This window comes from Bradyrhizobium canariense (assembly GCF_019402665.1).
GTDB lineage: Bacteria > Pseudomonadota > Alphaproteobacteria > Rhizobiales > Xanthobacteraceae > Bradyrhizobium > Bradyrhizobium canariense.
This window is the reverse complement of sequence record NZ_VSST01000056.1, coordinates 62,406-79,923: the sequence shown is the minus strand read 5'-3', so window position 1 is coordinate 79,923 and position 17,518 is coordinate 62,406. Positions and strand designations below refer to the sequence as shown.

The window sequence follows — 17,518 nt, the reverse complement described above, 5'->3', positions numbered from 1 at the left end:
CTGCGATGTCAGAAAATAGGATCGCTCTAATAGCGTTGTTTGCTCTAGGAGGTTGGCTCTTCATCGGGCTCCCGATGATCTATCTTCCAGAGCACAGCGAGCTTTTCAAGGAACCGCTGGGTATTAAGCCTGGAGAATGGTTGCTCTCCTTGGCAACACTTGGTCTCTGGTACGCTACATGGCGCCTCGTGAAAGGTGCCGACCAAAACGCAGAGCGGCAGCTGCGTGCGTATGTACACGTACATGATGCTGAGGTCCTTCACGACGATGATGAGTGGTCGCCGAATATCAGGATAACGATAAAGAACTTTGGACAGACGCCTGCGCGGCGCGTGCAGCACCGGATCGGACATAACATCACCCTCGCGGGTCCTGGAGATTTCACGTTGAGGGCGGATCAATTTATCTCGGATCTCGGCCCGGGTCAGACACTCGTCAAAACTATGATTCTATCACGCGAGATGTGGCACCGACTTCTCAGGCCGATTATGAAAGCGGGTTCGGGTTACGTCTTCGGTGATATCACTTATCAGGACGCAATCGCCGGTGAGACCAGAACGACCACCTATCGATTTAAGATTGATTTCGATGATACAGGCAAGGCCGGCATATCGTTCAGTCCCGAGGGCAATTATTCTGACTAGAATGCGCACTGGTCCGTCCGAATGTTCAGGTCGAGTGCGCCGAGCAAACCTGGACCGAGGACGCGTTATGCTGGCGCGAATGGGGCCGCTCAATGCCGCGATTTCGAGCTTGTGAGCGTACTCCGCCAGATGGCTCATACTGCAAGTCATGACCGCAAATGCTCTCAAACCGGTCGGTGTGGCTGCGCTCTTTTTTACAGCCGGAGCATGGCCCAGCCCGCGTTACGGCGCGGTGATTGCTGTGGGCTTCTGCCTCATGCGGCGGTCGTCCTTCATTTCGCCGCTCCCTAAGCCTCTTCAGCCCCGGAGAGGCAGATGGTGCAGGGCAGACCAATCCGCTCACAGATACGACATACATCATCGATGCCGAGGTGCAGCTGGTCAATGGAGAGCCCAAAGGATATGTCGTTACGCATGTTCATAGAGTGATTGAAGGCGAGGCGTGAAGCCAGCCCAGATCTATTCTTGACCTAGTAATGGTTTTGTCCCATCTCAGTCGTTTGGTTGTAGATCATTGCCGCCTCAAGGTTCTGGCCGGAGCTGAAATGCCTAGGATTCCGCCGCAGTTACTTGATGCTACATTTTACCTCTATCGATCTGTCGAAGAGGCAAAGGCCGGCAAACAAGCGGGAGGAACCGGTGCATTCGTCTCAGTCCCAATCCCAGAAATGCCGGGCAGAGCGGTCGTTTACGCCGTGAGTAATAAGCACGTCGTGATGAAACTTGGATGCTCCGTAATCCGGGTAAACACACTGATTGGCGGGACGGATGCTTTCGAGAAAGATCCCGGCGTTGTCCCTGCATGGCGTTTGGAGAAACTCTTGAACTCTGTTCCGGTGAAGCGCGAACGCCAAGCTATTGTTTCTAGCGAGATGGCCCAATCGGCGGCTCCGGTTTCGCCGAGTGGTGGCTACTAAGACGACCGGCGCTCCGCCTCTTGGCGACGTTGAGCTAGCGAAGCATTGACCTGATCGACGACGCAGAAAATGTCGCTCCACGCTCGTTCAAATGCCCGAGCTTAGCAAGTTCAGCAGCTACATCGCGCAAAGATCGGTTTTTGGTCGCCAATTGCTTTGCGACTTCGACCATTCCTGGCTTCCGCTCAGCCCAGCTCTTACGTCCCTCTACTTTGGCGCCCGTTCGACGGCGCTTTCGCTCTCTCGCGCCTCGCAGCTTGGCAACGGTCATTGCCTTGTCAAACTGTGCAACAGCCCCAAGGATCTGGCGGATCAGCACGGCGGTCGGAGTATCGTCCATGAACTGATCGGGGGAATCAGCGGCGATCAGCGTTACACCGTCTGCGTTTAGGCGCTTCCACCCCGTTTCCTGGACGATCAAGTCTCTCGCGAAGCGGTTGGCTGTTTCGACAATGATTGTCCGGACGCCATTGGTGGCGATCAATTCGAGGGCGGCCATAAAGCCCGGCCTGGAATCGATGGTGTCGCTTCCCGCGATAGCCGGATCGTCGAACCACTCGACAATGCGGTACCCGGCCCGATTGGCGTAAGCCTGGATCGCCTTGCGCTGGCGAGTGACGCTATCTTTGTCTGGCCCGACGTTCGCGGCCGAACTGGTCCGCGTGTAGCCGATGGCGGGCTTTCTTTGGCGTTTCTCTTGGTCCGACATGCGCTTAGTGATTGTACGGATTTCTCAGGAAAACTGTACAGGCTCGAAGTCATGCGCGCAATTGTTTCGCAGGAACTAGGCTCTGGTCGCCTGGAAGAAGCCGCGGGATATCTTCTCATCGCAGCGACGATCTTCGCTATTGGCCGAACAGGCCACTCGCGAAAGCAAAGTAGGCCGCTCCGCATGGAAGCCAGACTTGCCGTCGCACCCTGGTTGCGGTTTGATAGCGCTGGAAGGCTGGGGGATTGATCGTGACCGACGCGGAGCGCGAGCGGATCAAGTTGCGCGCTGCGGCACTTGATAGAGTTTCGACGGCCTGCACGACGATAGGCGTTTTGACGCCGCTGGCCGGGACGTTTTTCTCTGGGAGCACGACCGCTCCAACCGACTGGAAACTTTTCGTCGCGTGCTTCTTGTATCTAGGTGGTGCGCTTGTGCTCCACTATGCTGCGTTGTTCGTGTTGGACGGGTTGGGAGAATGACATTCTACCAATTTTTCGCGCTTTATGCGTTGCCGGTTTTGCTGGCGGCGGGCGGTTGGTCGTACGCAGTACTCTCGCGAAGGGAATTGCGGGAAAAGCAGCGCCATAACCATGCGAACTAAGCCGGCGCCACTCGGGATTTCAAAGTAGGCACGCCGCAAACGCGCCCAAAGCCGCGTTCGATTAATAACGGCGTAGGCCCTTAGGAACGGCGATTCCAATGCCTGGGATCTCGGTCTGCTCATTGTTCTCCAAGGAGAGAGAGCCCTGCTTTGGTTGATTTGCAATTGGCCCGGTTTCGGAGGCAAGCGTCTGAAATCCTTGGACATTCGTCGATTTTCTCGGAGTTACGAATCAGCCGGCGGGGCGGCATGCTTCCCGCTTAAAAACTTCAGGCGCCGATCTGGCGGGGTCTCGGTCGGCGGCGCGCGCGCCACAGGGAGCCTGGCGTCCACTCCGAGCACTGCCGCTTTCCACACCCACGACCTGCAGTAGCTCGCGAACGCCTGGACCTACTAGGAATCGATAATTTGCGAGGTGCTTACGCTGCCGCTTTGATAGGGCATGCGCAGCCGCCGATACACGAAATGGGCCGGCCATTATCCGCCTCGCTCTCCTGCTGAATGGCTGTCTGATGGCCATTTGACTTGCAGCATCCAGTGCCTGAACGGCCATTGCGATCGCAGGGTGGACGTGCGGCTCGACACACTCCCGCAAGATCAGCCGTGGTCGCGCGTCGGCTTGCGCCTGGTCTGCTCGGCATGCGGCGCCGCAGGATCTGTGCATATCGTCCCGAACTGGCATGACAGTCGCGGGCAAGTCAGGCCAAGCATGGGCGCTTGAGGTTTTGATTCCAGCGATGAAGCACGTTACCGAACGCCCCTACGCCGATCCGGAAGCCGCAGCCCGCCAGCTCGTTCAGCTCGCCACCAGCATCGAGCCCGTCCAGGACGGGCGCATTCACATCGAGAAGATCAACTATCCCTTCCTCTACACGCTCAAGGCAAGCGGCGCAGAGTTCGGTGCCGGCATCAGGTGCGCTGTCGAGAAGGGCTGGCTGGAGCTGCACGAGAGCGGGACCTATGTGCGGCTCTTGACGCCGGGCGGTCATCTGCTCCGTCAATAGATCAGCGTGAAGGACAACCACGCCGCAACCGACGCGCAAAGACAAATTCCAAGATAAGGCAATGCAGGGCGCATCGGGCTTTCCCTCCGAAACGCAATAATGGATCATCATGTCATGCTGGGACCACAACCACCAGGAATCGGGGGTTGTAATCGCGCGCCTTCCGGCCGACTGCGCTTGAAGTGATATGGTCTCGCTCGTTCGACGAGCCCCTAACGCTGCCCGATGGCCGCAAGCTGGTGACGCTGCTCGATGCCGGCGAGTACATCAGCGCTCTGCCGAAGAAGGAGCATCAGGCGCCCGAATGGCAAGCCGCGATGGAGGCGTTGATCCTGGTCGCAGAAAGCGGCGGCCCAACTATGTTTGCCCGGATCGGCGTAATGCGGGCTTTGAACCGGCTCCACGTCGTCGAGTTCAACCCGAAAGGCAAGGAGCCGTATTGGGGGCGGCGCAAGCTTAAGAGGGATCAATGAGTCCGCCGGCGTTACTCTTTGTGTTCCGCTGGCGACTACACTCGCGTTCGCAATGTGTTCACGGGCGGATTGAATACCTTGAGATAGGTCAAGGTAAGCACAAAACGAAAACTGAGCACTGAGCGCGATGGCTTACTTCGGAGACTGTAGGCCGGGCGACGCCAGCCAATCGCTGATGTGGGCGCCAGTGTTAGCAAGCCGCGCTTTCCTAAGAAGGGCCTCGCGTTCCGCACCAGCCGGTAATGCGCTTGCCTGCTCCTTGTACCTGGTTGCCAGTTCGCCCAATCGTTCCTCAAGAGAGTTGGTCTGCTTCACTCTACGGCGCTCCGCCATGGCGCTTTCCTCGGGCAGTTAACACGACTCCAAAACGAGAAAGGGCAATTTCAGTTCCCGCGCCGGAACGAACTTAGGCCACTGGCAAAAGCGCAGCCCGCAGGTTCTAGGAGATCCCTATGCTCGGCGGTAGATGCCCCACAGGGCGATTGCGAGAAAGGCCCCACCGCCGGCGACCAGCAGCATCAGGATTACATCCAGCATCCGAATCACTCCCCTGAGATGAGAATGCACGCGGACGGGAAGTCGTCATTAACACAGAGCAGGATGACGGTTTCGCCGAGCGCCGACCACTTCTCAAGGCTTCGCGGGCAGTGCTCTACCGGCGAAAAGGGGCGATGCCGACTGCTACGGAACATAATGCACCCTAACCACATTTCGGTTCCGGCGAAGTTTGTTTTGCAATCTGATAAGAAAGGGCGCTTGCGACCGGGGCTGGCTGCATATTTCACATAGTTCATTTTACCCGGCTCTTTTTGACGCGCGCGGGCCGCAGCGATTTAACCTCCCGCTGCGGCCTTCGCATGTCTTGTTACACCTGCGAGTGTGACCGGCGGGCCTTTGTCGACCTCGACCGTTCCTAGTCGTCCCGATGACCTTTGCACAATTTGCGCACTGGTAGACGCGGCAGTCTGCCGGCCGTGCAAACGAGAAATCTCTGCTTCAAATACTGCCTGCTGACGCGCGCGTGTTCAAGACCCGGCAGAGCTTTGCCTTTATCGGATCGGAACAGAGCTCTAATCGAAGGCGGCATGAGCCTTACGGCTGAACTATTTGGTTTCGGTTTTCGTCTGGATGTTCTGAACGGCTCCGTCCACGGGAGTCCACTGCACCCGACCATCGAAAGCGGAGAGGTTTAGACCACCGCCGGTTCCGTAGAGAATCATTTGGCCCGAGCTGACGGAGTTGACAGCGAGTGTCGCACGGGGAAGTTTTGCAGCATTGTACATCGTCAACGACGCATCCTGATGATCGTTCAGAGACAGCACCGCCCGATGACCTTGCTCCGTGTCGAGGAGCGACACCGAAGGTGAGCCATCCTGGCTAAGCCCGATGCTTAGACGCACCTTCTCGCGGCTATCGAATAGCGAGATACGCGGCATTCCGTCGGAAGTGGATGAGATCAAGGCGACGATTTTGCCGGAGTCATTGCGCAAGGCTATCTTTTCCACAGAGAGGGTCTTGGCCTTGACTGTGTCGGCATTAACGGTCGCGTGCCATTGGGATGCAATGATCACCGCAGCCGCCATGATTGTAGCCCCCAGGACGCTCCATCGCATCGCCTTCAGCGATCGGTCCTGCCGCTGGATATGCGATGCGAGACTTTCAACCGTGGGTTCGGCCTTGAGCATAACTGCGCCTTTGTCTTCGAGAGGCTTCAAATCCGAGCGTGCGCTGGGTGCGAATTTTACGAACCCAGCAGCGGGTGCCGGCAATACACCGTCGAGACAGTTACCTCAGCGGCCGCCCGGAAGGTAGTTGCGCTTGCAGCTTTCGATATTCTTGTTTCGGTCCGGGTAGTCGGCACCGAAGGCTCCCACGTATTTCAGGCAGTCCATGTATGGCCTGTTTCCCATCCAGCCGTATTGCGAGCCGAAGCCAGCTGCAGCAGGTGAATACTGCGCGGATCCGAGCAGAGAGCCGAGCCCAACGAGGGCGGCGAAGAGAGCAAAGCGAGCGGTTTTCATGTGAGGTCCTCCTGTTTTGGGCGGCGGGTTGCGGCCACGATGCAGAGTGCCGCAACTGCTTTGAATCTACGGTGACCTACATCACGGGCCGTGTGACCCGCTTCCTGTGCAGCCTCCTCACCACGGCGGGATCAATCGGCTATGATTCTCGTCGACTATGACCCTTGGCCTTCGATCGATTGAACCCGTGTTGCGTCAACTGTCAGTAACAACCCGGCCGTAAGTCTAACCCCTCTGCTCTGCCGCTGCTCCCATCGAAGAAGTGGCGGCACCTCAGCACGAGGTTCGCTCACCGAGACCTGGCGGACCCAATCTACTCACATTTAGATCGTCCCGTTTGGGCCCAAAGCGGTTGCTCCACGGCTGAGTTCTTGCGCGGCACCTTTCAGGTGCTTGCAGCGTTTCGTCTGTTCGCGGGTCCGCACCGGCAACGTAGATATCGAGGAGTGCGTCGAATGAAGTTCCAGAACGGAAATGACATTGTCAGCAAAGTTCCCGCCGTCACACTCGGCTTCTGGGTAATCAAAATCTTGGCCACTACTTTGGGAGAAACGGGCGGCGACGCGGTGACAATGAGTTGGCTCAACGCAGATCAGAACGCTCAGAACGGCGGATATCTGATCGGGACTGCTATATTTCTGGCCATTTTCGTTGCCGCAGTCATTGCTCAGATTTCAACGACGAAGTTCAATCCCTGGGTCTACTGGCTGGCCATCGTTGCTTCCACCACCGTGGGCACCGCGTTGGCGGATTTTTTTGATCGTTCATTGGGGATTGGTTATGTGGGAGGCTCATCCATCTTGCTGGCCTGTGTGCTTTGTTCCCTTGGTGCATGGTATGCGACTTTGGGCTCGGTGAATGTCGACACGGTAACGTCGCCAAAGACCGAGCTATTCTATTGGATCACCATTACGTTTTCGCAAACCCTGGGTACCGCCCTCGGCGATTGGATCGCTGACGACACGGGACTTGGGTACGATGGCGGCGCTCTACTGTTTGGTGCGGGACTATTGGTGCTTGCGGCGCTGTACTACTGGACCAAGGTATCGCGGGTTTTTCTATTCTGGGCGGCCTTCATTCTCACGCGTCCTCTGGGGGCCACCGTTGGAGATTTTTTGGACAAGCCAGTCAGCCATGGCGGGCTCGCCCTGAGTCGTCCTTTAGCTTCCGTGGTCCTTCTCGCTGCAATCGTCTTGCTCGTCGCTATCCTGCCGCAGCGGCCCGGGCGGCATTCGGGCGATTGGGCTTCGCAGCCGCGGACCGAGTAATCCAATCGACCCGGATGTCGCATCTTGGCCCAGAACTGACCTGCGGTGCAGGGCCGGTCGATGGCTACAGCTCACGTTGCCGCTGAAGGGCGCTGGTCCGGGAGGGCAAACCGGCGGGCGTGCGCCGCAAGCCGCTGGCGCACAGACCAGCGCACCGGGAATTGACTCGCGATTGAGACCCATCGGCGCATACTCGTTCCGTCACCGACCTCCGCACCGAGGCATTACCGGTGACTGAGGGGTCCCGCCTTGAGGGAAGCACCCATGACCCAATCTGAACACCTGCCGCCCGCCTTTGCACCCATCGCATTGCAGCGCCCCGCCTGTCCGAGGTGCAAATCTTCGATGATGCTGGTCAGTATCGAGCTAGAACGCCCAAGCGTGGACTTGCATACGTTTCAGTGCGCTGTCTGCAATCACGTACTTACGACCCTTGCCGCGTGCGAAGATCCTATGCATTCCAAAGTGGGCCGGTGCCTTCAAGGCGATTTGCCTCCGCCGAAGTAAGGTGCGGCGTGAATGAACCCGCGGTTTTGCGGACGGACTGGAAGCAATGTCTTTGTTCTGTAGCGTTGAGATCGGGATTCGTGAGCAACGCCCGTGCCAACCGATATCGCAGATTGGCCCTCGCTTCTAGCGACAAGGCTAACGCTGACCTGCTTCTTAAGCTCGCAGATGAATGCGATCGAGGGATTCTCTGCACCGCTGAATGGCGCTTAGCTCCCTCCACAAGCGCGCAATCACCAAAGGCGGGCGACGAAAGGTTGCATTTTTTTGCGTGGGAACCGGATGATGGTCGTTGAAAGTGGTTCTTATCCCGGCCGAAGGTGCCGGCGCGCAAATTCAGCGTAAGGGGTGAGCTTATCGTTTGGTGGTCCGTTTACCTGACCGGGCCTTCCAATTACCGCTGATGGCCTAAACCAAATCCCAAGACGAGCGCCTTCTGACGAAGCGCGCCCTCAGTACGCTTCATCGCTTTTGCAATCTTCGCAACAGGAGTGCGATCCTTTGAGTGCTTTTTAAGTGCTCGCAAGTCAGCAGATGTCCACTCGCGACGAACAGTTTTCTTTGTTTTTTTGGCCACTCGGTGACTCCATGAACTGTTAGGAGCGCGCGGTCTAACAACATGGTGCGCAGTGCGCAACCATGCCGCCGTTGAACTTCACCGGCTGGTAAAATTCAGAATGTCGCCGTGTTATTTCACAACGATCACGGTAACGGCCGGTCGCTCGCTAGCGCCGCCGGCGCACTGACCCTGTCGTTTTTGACAGGTGCGGGCCGGCCTGACATGTGGGCATGATCGCGGGACAAGGACGAAGGCCGAGGCTTATGCGACGTTTCTACTTCCCGATTTTCCACAAAGGCGAGACACAAGCGGACGATGTGGGGGAACTGCTTCGCTCTGCTGAAATAGCTAGCCAATACGGCGCCCGTGTCGCTCGGGATATCGCCAGCGATCCCGATTGCGACCATGATGCGGGCACGGTTGTAATCGTGATTGATGCCACCGGCGCCGAGATGGCGCGGCATAGCGTTGCTAGTTTTGCAACCGCTATCTAGCGCGTTCGCCACCGCGTTGAAGCTTTGAAAGACAATAGGATTTTCCAGTTTTGCGATCAGATCGTCACCGACGTAGGGGGCGATCCTGGCTCCCTTCACAGATCGCAAGAAGCAGGAGGCGTCGAGCGTTGCGATCACGTTGCCGAACAACATGGGCTCTCTTCCCTTGGGAGGCAGCCCGGCCGGCGAGAACATAACCACGGCCAATCGATGTCTCACGATCGGAGGCTCCGCCGGTTCACGCTGGCGGGCCCCGCTGTTCTCCGGGCGAGAACAGATTGCGATGATAATAAATCTTCGTTTGCTCCCAGCGCGTGTATTTATAAGCGGAACACCCAGAAGTAAGTCCGCCTCAGTTGGCGGCATGGTCGTATGCGCCGGGTTCACGCCGGCGGGCCTCGGGCCCCGAGGAAAGACTCGCTGGCAAGGTCGGTCTGGGATAGCTTGCCCGAACTACGTACATCTCGACGTGACGGCTTTTTGAAAATGCATATTGGAGCAGCAAATGTCGATTATGAGAGCTTTTGCCCTGTTCGTAATTCTTGCATTCGGAGGCGCCGTGATCGCCGCCGGGTTCATGACATCGCCAGCATCGGCTAACAAAATGGATGGTAAGCCTGGGGGCTATGGCTCTCGTACCACAGCGAATTATGGTACCCCGAAGAGCGGCACAGCGAAGCCACCAACCGCAACGAAGAAGCCTCCGCAGTGATCTAATCGGGTCCCACCGGTTCACGCTGGTCGGTCGCTATGCTAGCAGGCCGGAGCAGTGCGGAACGTCGCGGGCGTCGGTCGCAGGAGAAGCCCTTTAGCCGTTCCTGCGACCTTCACTTTTGAGGCACCGGCGCTCTGATCCGCAATTGGATCGGCAGCCGGGAGCATTGGGGGCTGGAAGCCAACCGATGCCACGTTCGCCCTATATCGACAACGCGTACAAAACCGGATTCCGGTAGTTGTCCGGAGTCCATTTTCGGAACGCGGTGTTCTACCATGGGAACGCCGGCGAGATTTGAATACCATTTCTTACTTCATCCGGAATGCCGCAGCGGGGCTGGAACCGCGCTGCGGTTTTTTGTTGAGTGAACCCAATTCCTTTTTAGGCCGTAGCTGGGCAGCGATGGTTCGGCAGGAGAATTTGTGAGCATCCAAGGCATCATGGCGACTATATTGGAGCAAGAGCTCGCCGCGCGCGGCGTGCGGTCGTTGCGGCATTCCGATTGCATGGAGATCGTAGAAAATCTAGTCGTCCGCTTGAAGGAGCTGGACCAGGAATTAGTCGCGCGAAAGGGAAGAGATGTCCCCGGCTAATGGCGGGCCTGGGACAATGTGTGTTCGATTATCGCGCGCCCTCGTATCGCCATCGATGACCGCAACGCTCGACATCTCCCGCTAGATAGTGGTTGCAAAACTAGGTACTGGCCTGTTTTAACCCCTTGTGGCTTAAGTTGAATTTCGCCGTGGCCTGTTTTGGGTTATGCCGACCTTGCGAAAGATCAAGGTATTTAGTCCGTAGGAACAAATTGCAAACGCGAGTGGGATCGTCATGCTGGCAATGATCCTGATCATGCTGACACTCGGAACCGTTATGGTCGGCTCTATCGTCGCCCTATTCGAGATCGTGGCGGCCCTTGAGCGGCATCGCCTGAAAAGGTAAGGCCGCCTCAGTGGGCGGCCTATTTCCTGTGTGCCGGTTTACGCCGGCAGGGCTTTTCGCGTGAACGAAAGTTCTGAATCAGTAGCGCCGATAGTATCGATGGGCATAAGGCCGACGGACGACGACTACGCCGCGACGATAGGCGGGACGATAGACCGGGCGAGTTCGGACACATCCGTGCCGACCGCACACCAGGGCTACTGTCTCAACCTTCGCGACGTTGTTGGATTGTCCCAGCGGAGCAACTGGCATTGCCGATGCCGTTGCAATTGTGAATGCGGTCCCACCGAGAACGGCCAGGGCGGCAAGAGTAAGTTTGAATTTCATCCATGCTACTCCAGCGGAGACTATCCCCGCTAACCAAACTTAGGCGTTCCTCCCTGAACCTTGGATGACCAAGCAGCCTCACGCTCTCAATGAGCGCCCCGGAACGCGCGCGAGCTACTGCGCGTCGGGGGTTAGACATTGCACATGAAGCGAACCGGCCCGGCTTGGCGGGCGGATGCGGGGGCAGTGTGCGATAGTTTGATTGCGGCAGGATAGCTGGCTTGAACCTGGGCACCATAGGCGCATATTCGGCGGATGTTCGAGCAGCGACCAATTTTCATGGCTCGGAAAAATCCCGGACTTGGATGGGGGGTCGATATTCTGTGGCCCGATGGCGAAACGGAAGTAATCAAGGGCTTTATTTCGGAAGGCGACGCGGTCAAGTGGATTGCTGAGCATGAGCACTCGAAGCCGTGGCAGGGAAATACGAATCAAAAACCACCCCTACAGCCTTAGAAACCCGGAATCGCCAATTCTCACCGGATCCTCGAAAGGCCGCCGCCGACTATCTCCATCAATTGTGCTTCACGCTTTCCGCGATTGCGCGTTCAACTTCTGAGGCGAGAACCGTCAGGTGATCAGCCAGCCTCGTAAACAGCTCTCGTTTCTTCGGGTCGGTCGCCAGATCACCGATGAGGGCGCACTCGGCGGCATCTGTGCGGAGCTTTTCCAACTGAACCTGCATGTCTTTCATTGCAGCTACTCCGTTCCCCGAGGGGAACTGTACTGCCACGGTGTGACTGCCAGGGTGTGAAAGCGAACAGAGCGAAACGCCGAACTTTCCTAGGCTCGGGTCGCTGGACCGACGCAGTCCAGCACCTCCAGCGGCCCCGGCCTCCCACACCTCAAAAGCCCCCACGGCCGGGGCCGTCTTTAAGTGGCTATCGATAGCCCAAGCCACCGAAAGGCGCTTTAGCGTTCCAGTCGAAGTCGGGCCGAACGTCGGCACCGCGAGACCCGCAGGCCTGGCATCTCAGTGAAGCTTCCAGCTTCCAGAGCGGCGTATTTCGAGGCCGGCGGATGGCATCAAGCGGCGGTGCGAACGAAAACGTCATGAATAGATCGACTCCGGGGACCACAGCCCGGTCTTGATCGTCTCTCCCCGCGTCGTCTTCCCCTCAGCGAAAATGGGCACGTCGAGCGACAGCGGCGCCCGGGCGCTGCCATAGTCCTTATAGGAGAACATATCGTTGTGCCGCTTCTTGAACTCCTTCATGCGAACGGGGACATCCTCCCGCCGAAGCTTGCGGTCCACAAGAGCCAGAAAGATACTGCCGACGACGTCATTCGATCCGCATCCGACCAGTAGTGAGGGGTGAGGCTAAGAAGCCACTCAGTGTCACCCTCTTGCGGGGTGTAAAGCGGGACATCGCTGCGGACAAAGTCGGCTGGGGCGGCGAGCGTGAGACCTGGCACGCGAGCAATAGTGTTGCCGCTCATGAAGCTTCGGATCGTCGCCGGATTCCGCAAGGCACGCATGAAGCGTTCGTTGATGTCAGGTCGAGTCCGACGCACCGTCCTCCATTGTGCGTACGTAATCGTTGGTCTTTTGCCGTCTCTTGGCGTCGTCAGATCGCCGACGCTCATCCCTGTCAGCAACCCACGCTCCACGTTGTCCAGCATTTGAGGCGTGACAGGCGCGCCTGCGAATGTGCGATTGCACGTGAGGCAGAATCGAGAACCGTTCGATGGCTTGATACCGGTATTCTCGATGGTGAGCTCATGGCCGTATTTGCAATGGCTGATCCGACGCTTTCGAGACCCGACCACGACGGCAACCTTGGCATTGCGTTCAATGATGGGCCTGAGCCTCGACTCCAAATCCGGATTGTTCTTTAGGGCGAGCCTGAAGCGGATCGCATCCCATGCACCGAGGAGCTTTCTCAGCGAAGCTCCCTTGATGAGCCAAGATTCGACCAGCGCAATGTCATCGGCGGAGAGGAATCGCGACCTGCCTGACAAGGTCAACCGCTCAACATTCGCAGGCGGCTCAATGAAGTCTGCTTCCTCAGCAAAATAGCGGCCGACCCCCTGCCACCTCCGAGCGCAAGCTTCGCACCATCGATGGTCGTACCTGCGCTCCGCCTGCATACGAGCGATAATCTCGGGTGACAGCGGATGCCCTTGATTGCAAGCCGTGCGATCTGTCGTGCGTTTAACGATCCCATCCTGGATTCGGGACTTGCTGTTTGCCTCCACAAGCGCAAGAGCTTTCGCGCCCCATTCCGGATTCAACTCGCAGTGCTTGCGGAACGCATCCGCCGAGCAAATCGGCGGTTCGCCGGCGCCGCCCGTGAGCATCCGAAGCGAATGGCCGGCTTCTAGCCTCGCCATAAAAATGTCAGCTTCGGTTGGGTTCATGGTGAATACTTCACCATTCACTATTGCGGAAAAGCAGCCGTGACAAAACTTGCGAGGACGAGAACGACCCCCATAACCGAAGCTGGACAGCGGTAAGTTCTGCTCACATCGACGACACTGCTGCATCATGACTGTCTCCTTTGAGGAAGCGCGGAATGCGCGTCGCGGAGCCGAATCCTGAATCGCGGCGCCGCGTGGACGCGCTCAGCCATCAGGATTTCTCATTCAGCGCGGATGGGATTTGATTCGGCCGGACGCGAGCCGACCGCAGGCCTCAGGCGCTCACAGAAGTGATTTTGACCCTGCACGGGGGGGGCGGGCTTCAAGGTCGGCTTCGGGTCCAAAAGCAGCCTTAGCGCCCATGCTACCGATTGGTCCGCTGAGGGCCAAGCGGTGACATCTGAACCGTCAACTATGGCCGTCTCAACTGGACGACGTTGGATGAGCTGGTCGGATGCGGTTGCGGCGGTTCTCGGACCTGCGCACGGTAGGCCTTGTCGAAATAGTCCAAGGCGAGGATATGCATGGCTCTCGCTTTTTCAGAGTCGGGTTCTGACAATGCCATCCGGGACGCAATTTCGGCTTGCTTCAAATAGTACTCAGCGGTCGGCACGATGATTCCCCCAGCAACGCCCCCTAACGCCCCAAATTGCAACTTGTTCCCGCGATAAATTTCCGCGCGGCGGGCTTACCTGTAGCGCGAGCAGTCTTAGGGAGGCGTCGGCAGAACAGTACGGAAGTGGCCTGAAAGCAATTAAGACTTTGTGGAGATGCTCCGGTTCGGGGGCGCGTCTTTGCTGCTTTTTCCCAAACTCGGTTAGAGCTCTTAGTCGATTTCATATTAGGAGGTACGAAGACGATCTGAGTACCGGCAATGACAAAGGAAACGGAACAAGAGGGACGACGCGTCACCTTCGAGCATGCGCTCCCCGCGCATATGATGGCTATCGACGGCACTTGGCGGCGGTCATGCACCATCAAGGATGTGTCAGAAGCCAACGCAACACTTCAAGTTGATACTTCAATCGAAGGCTTGGCTCTGTCGGAGTTCTTCTTGCTGCTGTCCTGCACGGGCCTTGCCTATCGTCGTTGTCAGCTCGACCGCGTCAACGGCGAGGAGATTTCGGTGAGTTTCCTGCGGCAGAAAGCCAAGGGGAACAAGAAACGGACGCCATCGACTGGGCCAACTTAATCTTCTGTTCCCTTGCGGAACTTTTCCCTTCTGTTCACTTTGTTACGTCCGGGCAGAGTGCGAGTGGAAGGGGGAGTTCGTGGAATTACCGACTATACTTGTCGTCGAGGACGATGAAGCAGTTCAAGGTCTGGTCGCGGACGTGTTGAACGAGGGCGGCTTCGAGCCAGCTACTGCGCGAACGGGTGAGGAAGCGGTTACTCTGCTGAAGGGGGGGCAGACCAACTACAGCGCCCTCGTCACAGATATCAATTTGCTAGGTCGGTTTAATGGTTGGGACGTCGCTCGCGCCGCCCGCGAAGTCGATCCAAATTTCCCGGTGGTGTACATGACAGGCGCTGCGGCGGACGAGTGGGCCATCCAAGGCGTTCCGAACAGCATCCTTCTTCGAAAGCCCTTTGCGCCCGCGCAAATCGTAACAGCCGTCTCGCAGCTTTTGAATGTCGGCTCAATACCGGTGTCCGGCAACTGAGAGCCCACCGTGGACCGTCCAGCATCGATACTCCTGGTCGAAGATGAAGCGATAATTCGCATGATGCTCGTCGAAATGATCGAGGAGCTTGGACACAGAGTTGTCGCCGAAGCCGGACATCTGGATCAGGCCCAATCGCTCGCCGAAAATGAGCAATACGATCTTGCCATTCTCGACATCAATTTGCAGGGCTCAAATGTCAGGCCAGTTGCGGAGGCCATCACGGCTCGGGGACGCCCGTTCTTTTTTCTGAGCGGTTATGGTTCGGGTGGGGTGCCGGAGCAATTCAAGAGCAGGCCGGTGTTGCATAAGCCGTGCGCCATCGAAATGCTAAGCCGGACTATCGACGCGATCTGGCCGAACCGGCAGCCTGATGACGCTCAAGGCTAAGGCGGCGGAGGAGGGGGCAGGCGTGCGGCTGGCGTGGCGCCCAAAAAGAGGTGAGCAAAATTCGCGACGGCACCGTGCTGGTCATGGTTTCGGTCATCCCGCGCCCTCCTCGTATCGCCGTCACTGACCGCAACGCTCGACGCCTCCCGCTTCTTGCGGGAGCCAGGATCGCCCCGTACGTCGGTGACGATCTGATCGCAAAACTGGAAAATCCTATTGTCTTTCAAAGCTTCAACGCGGTGGCGAACGCGCTAGACAGCGGTTGCAAAGCTAGCAACCCTATGCCGCGCGATCACGGCACCGGAGGCGTCAAGAACGATCACGACCGTGCCTGCATCACAGTCATATTCGGGATCGCTGGCGATGTCCCGAGCGACGCGGGCGCCGTATTGGACAGCTACTTCAGCCGAGCGAAATAACTCCCCCACATCGTCCGCCTGTGTCTCGCCTTTGTGGAAAATTGGGAAGTAGTAACGTCGCAAGCCGCGGCCCTCGTCCTTTAGCCGCGATCATGCCCACATGTCAGGACGGCCCGCACCTGTCAAAAACGACAGGGTCAGTGCGACAGCGGCGCTAGCAAGCAGCCCCGCGGTTACCGTGATCGTTGTGGAATAACACGGTGATGTTTTGAAATTTTATCAGCCGGTGAAGTTCAACGGCGGCATGGTTGCGCACTACGCGCCATGTTGTTAGACGGCGGTCCTAACAATTCATGGAGTCACCGAGTGGCCAAAAAGGCGAAGAAAACTGGTCGTCGCGAGTGGACATCCGCTGACCTGCGAGCACTTAAAGTGCACTCAAAGCATCGCACTCCCGTTGTGAAGATTGCAAAGGAGATGAAGCGCACTGAGGGCGCGCTTCGTCAGAAGGCGCTCGTCCTCGGATTTGGTTTAGGCCATCAGCGGTAATTGGAAGGCCCGGTCAGGTAAACGGACCACCAAGGCAAGCCGCAATGACTCGGTGGGCCGATCAGGGCAAGCCGCAGCCTATGATGGCGATGTATGGGGCTTTGGATCGCCCGCCTAGAATAGGCACATCGAAATCCCTTGCTATGTGCTTGCGGATGGCACGCGCGTGTTGGCGCAACGAGGCCTTTATGGAGGTATCGGACTATCTGCCGGAGGCGGAAAGGGTGGCGAGCGCAAAATCACCGAATTGATGGCCAGTTTGGCGGAAAAGGGCGTAGATATCAGAGGCTTAATCGCGCGCGCAAATAATCCGATTCGCTTCATCCCGCCACACGGAGGAAATCCCGCTGACGGATATGAGGCGACTATCCTTCCGGATATCTGCGCCGTACTGATTGAGGCCCAACAGCTCGGCAAGCTGGGCCGGCCCCTTACGCGAATTTGCGCGCCGGCACCTTCTGCCAGCCCCAACCAAGCCTCCTTGCCCGGCGGCCCAATAGATCCATCGGCCTACTTGCGCCGTCTAAAGGGCACTACTTTCCCGGTTGGTTTTGGGGCTCGAGCAGGCGGCGGATCGGGCTCCGGCGTTTCCGGATCAATGCCGTAAAGGTCTTCCACGGTCACTTCTAGTTTCTTCCACCGCTTCCCGCTTTCGTTGTAGGCAAGCAGTGCCCAGTTCTCCGTGAAACGCGCATCCTTCCACGGAATGAGGTTGTCCTCGTCATCACCCGGCTCGTCGTCATCGTTCACTTTGCGAGGAACGGGAATGCTAATAGCTGGCTCCTCCCAAATGACGCCACCAGGTCCGATAGAGGTGTACTCACACTGGCTAGGGTCCAGAACCTCATCAAGCATGTAGGCCAAGTCATAGACGTTCGAGGCGTAAAACACTCCGACCAGGTCATGTTCTTTGATCGTCCGGACGAGATACGCGGGCATGACCGGCTCCTAGGCGTCAGCATCCTTCCCCAGGATCTTAAGCAAAGCAATGTGGCGCCGTTGTCAAAGCGTCGG

20 protein-coding genes are annotated in these 17,518 nt (G+C 57.7%); 10 read left to right on the top strand and 10 right to left on the bottom strand.

Features of this window, described 5'->3' with window-relative positions:
• The first annotated feature begins 5 nt into the window (after positions 1 to 5).
• Positions 6 to 644: a DUF8453 domain-containing protein gene (locus tag FXB41_RS28080; protein ID WP_219684051.1), complete on the top strand. Its 639-nt coding sequence runs from the start codon at positions 6 to 8 to the stop codon at positions 642 to 644.
• Between the two features lie 476 nt (positions 645 to 1,120).
• On the top strand, positions 1,121 to 1,561 hold the full coding sequence (locus FXB41_RS28075) for a hypothetical protein (protein ID WP_219684050.1): 441 nt from the start codon (positions 1,121 to 1,123) through the stop codon (positions 1,559 to 1,561).
• Between the two features lie 34 nt (positions 1,562 to 1,595).
• On the opposite strand, the gene FXB41_RS28070 is transcribed toward FXB41_RS28075, so the two are convergent.
• On the bottom strand, positions 1,596 to 2,270 hold the full coding sequence (locus FXB41_RS28070; protein ID WP_219684049.1) for a recombinase family protein: 675 nt from the start codon (positions 2,268 to 2,270) through the stop codon (positions 1,596 to 1,598).
• A gap of 245 nt (positions 2,271 to 2,515) precedes the next feature.
• On the opposite strand from FXB41_RS28070, the gene FXB41_RS28065 reads away from it, so the two are divergent.
• From FXB41_RS28065 to FXB41_RS28055, 3 genes are all read left to right on the top strand, one after another.
• On the top strand, positions 2,516 to 2,752 hold the full coding sequence (locus FXB41_RS28065) for a hypothetical protein (RefSeq protein WP_219684048.1): 237 nt from the start codon (positions 2,516 to 2,518) through the stop codon (positions 2,750 to 2,752).
• An 859-nt stretch (positions 2,753 to 3,611) separates the two neighbouring features.
• The gene (locus tag FXB41_RS28060) at positions 3,612 to 3,878 is read left to right on the top strand and encodes a hypothetical protein (RefSeq protein WP_219684047.1); all 267 of its coding nucleotides are present in this window, start codon (positions 3,612 to 3,614) and stop codon (positions 3,876 to 3,878) included.
• Between the two features lie 239 nt (positions 3,879 to 4,117).
• A complete protein-coding gene (locus tag FXB41_RS28055) occupies positions 4,118 to 4,351 on the top strand; it encodes a hypothetical protein (protein ID WP_376707516.1) in 234 nt (77 codons plus the stop codon).
• A gap of 1,103 nt (positions 4,352 to 5,454) precedes the next feature.
• Here FXB41_RS28055 and FXB41_RS28050 read toward each other — a convergent pair.
• The gene (locus FXB41_RS28050; RefSeq protein WP_219684045.1) at positions 5,455 to 6,036 is read right to left on the bottom strand and encodes a hypothetical protein; all 582 of its coding nucleotides are present in this window, start codon (positions 6,034 to 6,036) and stop codon (positions 5,455 to 5,457) included.
• A 105-nt stretch (positions 6,037 to 6,141) separates the two neighbouring features.
• Positions 6,142 to 6,372 (bottom strand): hypothetical protein, encoded by a 231-nt coding sequence (locus FXB41_RS28045; protein WP_219684044.1) that lies wholly within the window; start codon positions 6,370 to 6,372, stop codon positions 6,142 to 6,144.
• A 455-nt stretch (positions 6,373 to 6,827) separates the two neighbouring features.
• Here FXB41_RS28045 and FXB41_RS28040 point away from each other — a divergent pair, with 455 nt between their 5' ends.
• Positions 6,828 to 7,640: a COG4705 family protein gene (locus FXB41_RS28040; protein WP_219684043.1), complete on the top strand. Its 813-nt coding sequence runs from the start codon at positions 6,828 to 6,830 to the stop codon at positions 7,638 to 7,640.
• A gap of 901 nt (positions 7,641 to 8,541) precedes the next feature.
• On the opposite strand, the gene FXB41_RS28035 is transcribed toward FXB41_RS28040, so the two are convergent.
• The 5 genes from FXB41_RS28035 to FXB41_RS28015 all read right to left on the bottom strand — a co-directional run bounded on the left by FXB41_RS28035 (position 8,542) and on the right by FXB41_RS28015 (position 13,671).
• Positions 8,542 to 8,724, bottom strand: coding sequence for a hypothetical protein (locus FXB41_RS28035; protein ID WP_219684042.1), 183 nt, complete (start codon positions 8,722 to 8,724; stop codon positions 8,542 to 8,544).
• A 125-nt stretch (positions 8,725 to 8,849) separates the two neighbouring features.
• Positions 8,850 to 9,353, bottom strand: a complete 504-nt coding sequence (locus FXB41_RS42180) for a hypothetical protein (RefSeq protein ID WP_219684041.1) — start codon at positions 9,351 to 9,353, stop codon at positions 8,850 to 8,852.
• Positions 9,354 to 11,695: 2,342 nt separating this feature from the next.
• Positions 11,696 to 11,875, bottom strand: a complete 180-nt coding sequence (locus tag FXB41_RS28025) for a hypothetical protein (RefSeq protein WP_219684040.1) — start codon at positions 11,873 to 11,875, stop codon at positions 11,696 to 11,698.
• Between the two features lie 357 nt (positions 11,876 to 12,232).
• Complete coding sequence (locus tag FXB41_RS28020) at positions 12,233 to 12,397, bottom strand: hypothetical protein (RefSeq protein WP_219684039.1); 165 nt, start codon at positions 12,395 to 12,397, stop codon at positions 12,233 to 12,235.
• Positions 12,394 to 13,671 carry a hypothetical protein gene (locus FXB41_RS28015; protein WP_219684038.1) on the bottom strand — a complete coding sequence of 426 codons (1,278 nt, stop codon included), beginning with the start codon at positions 13,669 to 13,671 and terminating at the stop codon, positions 12,394 to 12,396. Before FXB41_RS28015 ends, FXB41_RS28020 begins: the two co-directional genes overlap by 4 nt.
• A 745-nt stretch (positions 13,672 to 14,416) precedes the next feature.
• Between FXB41_RS28015 and FXB41_RS28010 the strand changes: the two genes are divergently transcribed.
• The 3 genes from FXB41_RS28010 to FXB41_RS28000 all read left to right on the top strand — a co-directional run bounded on the left by FXB41_RS28010 (position 14,417) and on the right by FXB41_RS28000 (position 15,596).
• Positions 14,417 to 14,734: a hypothetical protein gene (locus FXB41_RS28010; protein WP_219684037.1), complete on the top strand. Its 318-nt coding sequence runs from the start codon at positions 14,417 to 14,419 to the stop codon at positions 14,732 to 14,734.
• Between the two features lie 79 nt (positions 14,735 to 14,813).
• The gene (locus FXB41_RS28005) at positions 14,814 to 15,206 is read left to right on the top strand and encodes a response regulator (protein WP_219684036.1); all 393 of its coding nucleotides are present in this window, start codon (positions 14,814 to 14,816) and stop codon (positions 15,204 to 15,206) included.
• Positions 15,207 to 15,215: 9 nt separating this feature from the next.
• A complete protein-coding gene (locus FXB41_RS28000; protein ID WP_311985919.1) occupies positions 15,216 to 15,596 on the top strand; it encodes a response regulator in 381 nt (126 codons plus the stop codon).
• A 251-nt stretch (positions 15,597 to 15,847) separates the two neighbouring features.
• Here FXB41_RS28000 and FXB41_RS42050 read toward each other — a convergent pair whose 3' ends face one another.
• The gene (locus FXB41_RS42050; protein ID WP_376707517.1) at positions 15,848 to 16,024 is read right to left on the bottom strand and encodes a hypothetical protein; all 177 of its coding nucleotides are present in this window, start codon (positions 16,022 to 16,024) and stop codon (positions 15,848 to 15,850) included.
• Between the two features lie 255 nt (positions 16,025 to 16,279).
• Here FXB41_RS42050 and FXB41_RS41035 point away from each other — a divergent pair, with 255 nt between their 5' ends.
• Positions 16,280 to 16,504 carry a hypothetical protein gene (locus FXB41_RS41035; protein ID WP_246649272.1) on the top strand — a complete coding sequence of 75 codons (225 nt, stop codon included), beginning with the start codon at positions 16,280 to 16,282 and terminating at the stop codon, positions 16,502 to 16,504.
• 510 nt (positions 16,505 to 17,014) lie between these two features.
• Here FXB41_RS41035 and FXB41_RS27990 read toward each other — a convergent pair.
• Positions 17,015 to 17,443: a hypothetical protein gene (locus FXB41_RS27990; RefSeq protein ID WP_219684033.1), complete on the bottom strand. Its 429-nt coding sequence runs from the start codon at positions 17,441 to 17,443 to the stop codon at positions 17,015 to 17,017.
• Between the last annotated feature and the right edge of the window lie 75 nt (positions 17,444 to 17,518).

Bases quoted from the DNA above. Each gene is read 5' to 3' on its own strand.
- FXB41_RS28025 (WP_219684040.1), bottom strand. From the start codon at position 11,875: ATGAAAGACATGCAGGTTCAGTTGGAAAAGCTCCGCACAGATGCCGCC.
- FXB41_RS28045 (WP_219684044.1), bottom strand. From the start codon at position 6,372: ATGAAAACCGCTCGCTTTGCTCTCTTCGCCGCCCTCGTTGGGCTCGGC.
- FXB41_RS28070 (WP_219684049.1), bottom strand. From the start codon at position 2,270: ATGTCGGACCAAGAGAAACGCCAAAGAAAGCCCGCCATCGGCTACACG.
- FXB41_RS42180 (WP_219684041.1), bottom strand. From the start codon at position 9,353: ATGTTGTTCGGCAACGTGATCGCAACGCTCGACGCCTCCTGCTTCTTG.
- FXB41_RS28080 (WP_219684051.1), top strand. From the start codon at position 6: ATGTCAGAAAATAGGATCGCTCTAATAGCGTTGTTTGCTCTAGGAGGT.
- FXB41_RS28060 (WP_219684047.1), top strand. From the start codon at position 3,612: ATGAAGCACGTTACCGAACGCCCCTACGCCGATCCGGAAGCCGCAGCC.
- FXB41_RS28040 (WP_219684043.1), top strand. From the start codon at position 6,828: ATGAAGTTCCAGAACGGAAATGACATTGTCAGCAAAGTTCCCGCCGTC.
- FXB41_RS28010 (WP_219684037.1), top strand. From the start codon at position 14,417: ATGACAAAGGAAACGGAACAAGAGGGACGACGCGTCACCTTCGAGCAT.
- FXB41_RS28015 (WP_219684038.1), bottom strand. From the start codon at position 13,671: ATGATGCAGCAGTGTCGTCGATGTGAGCAGAACTTACCGCTGTCCAGC.
- FXB41_RS28050 (WP_219684045.1), bottom strand. From the start codon at position 6,036: ATGCTCAAGGCCGAACCCACGGTTGAAAGTCTCGCATCGCATATCCAG.
- FXB41_RS28020 (WP_219684039.1), bottom strand. From the start codon at position 12,397: ATGAAGGAGTTCAAGAAGCGGCACAACGATATGTTCTCCTATAAGGAC.
- FXB41_RS27990 (WP_219684033.1), bottom strand. From the start codon at position 17,443: ATGCCCGCGTATCTCGTCCGGACGATCAAAGAACATGACCTGGTCGGA.
- FXB41_RS41035 (WP_246649272.1), top strand. From the start codon at position 16,280: ATGTTGTTAGACGGCGGTCCTAACAATTCATGGAGTCACCGAGTGGCC.
- FXB41_RS28075 (WP_219684050.1), top strand. From the start codon at position 1,121: ATGGTTTTGTCCCATCTCAGTCGTTTGGTTGTAGATCATTGCCGCCTC.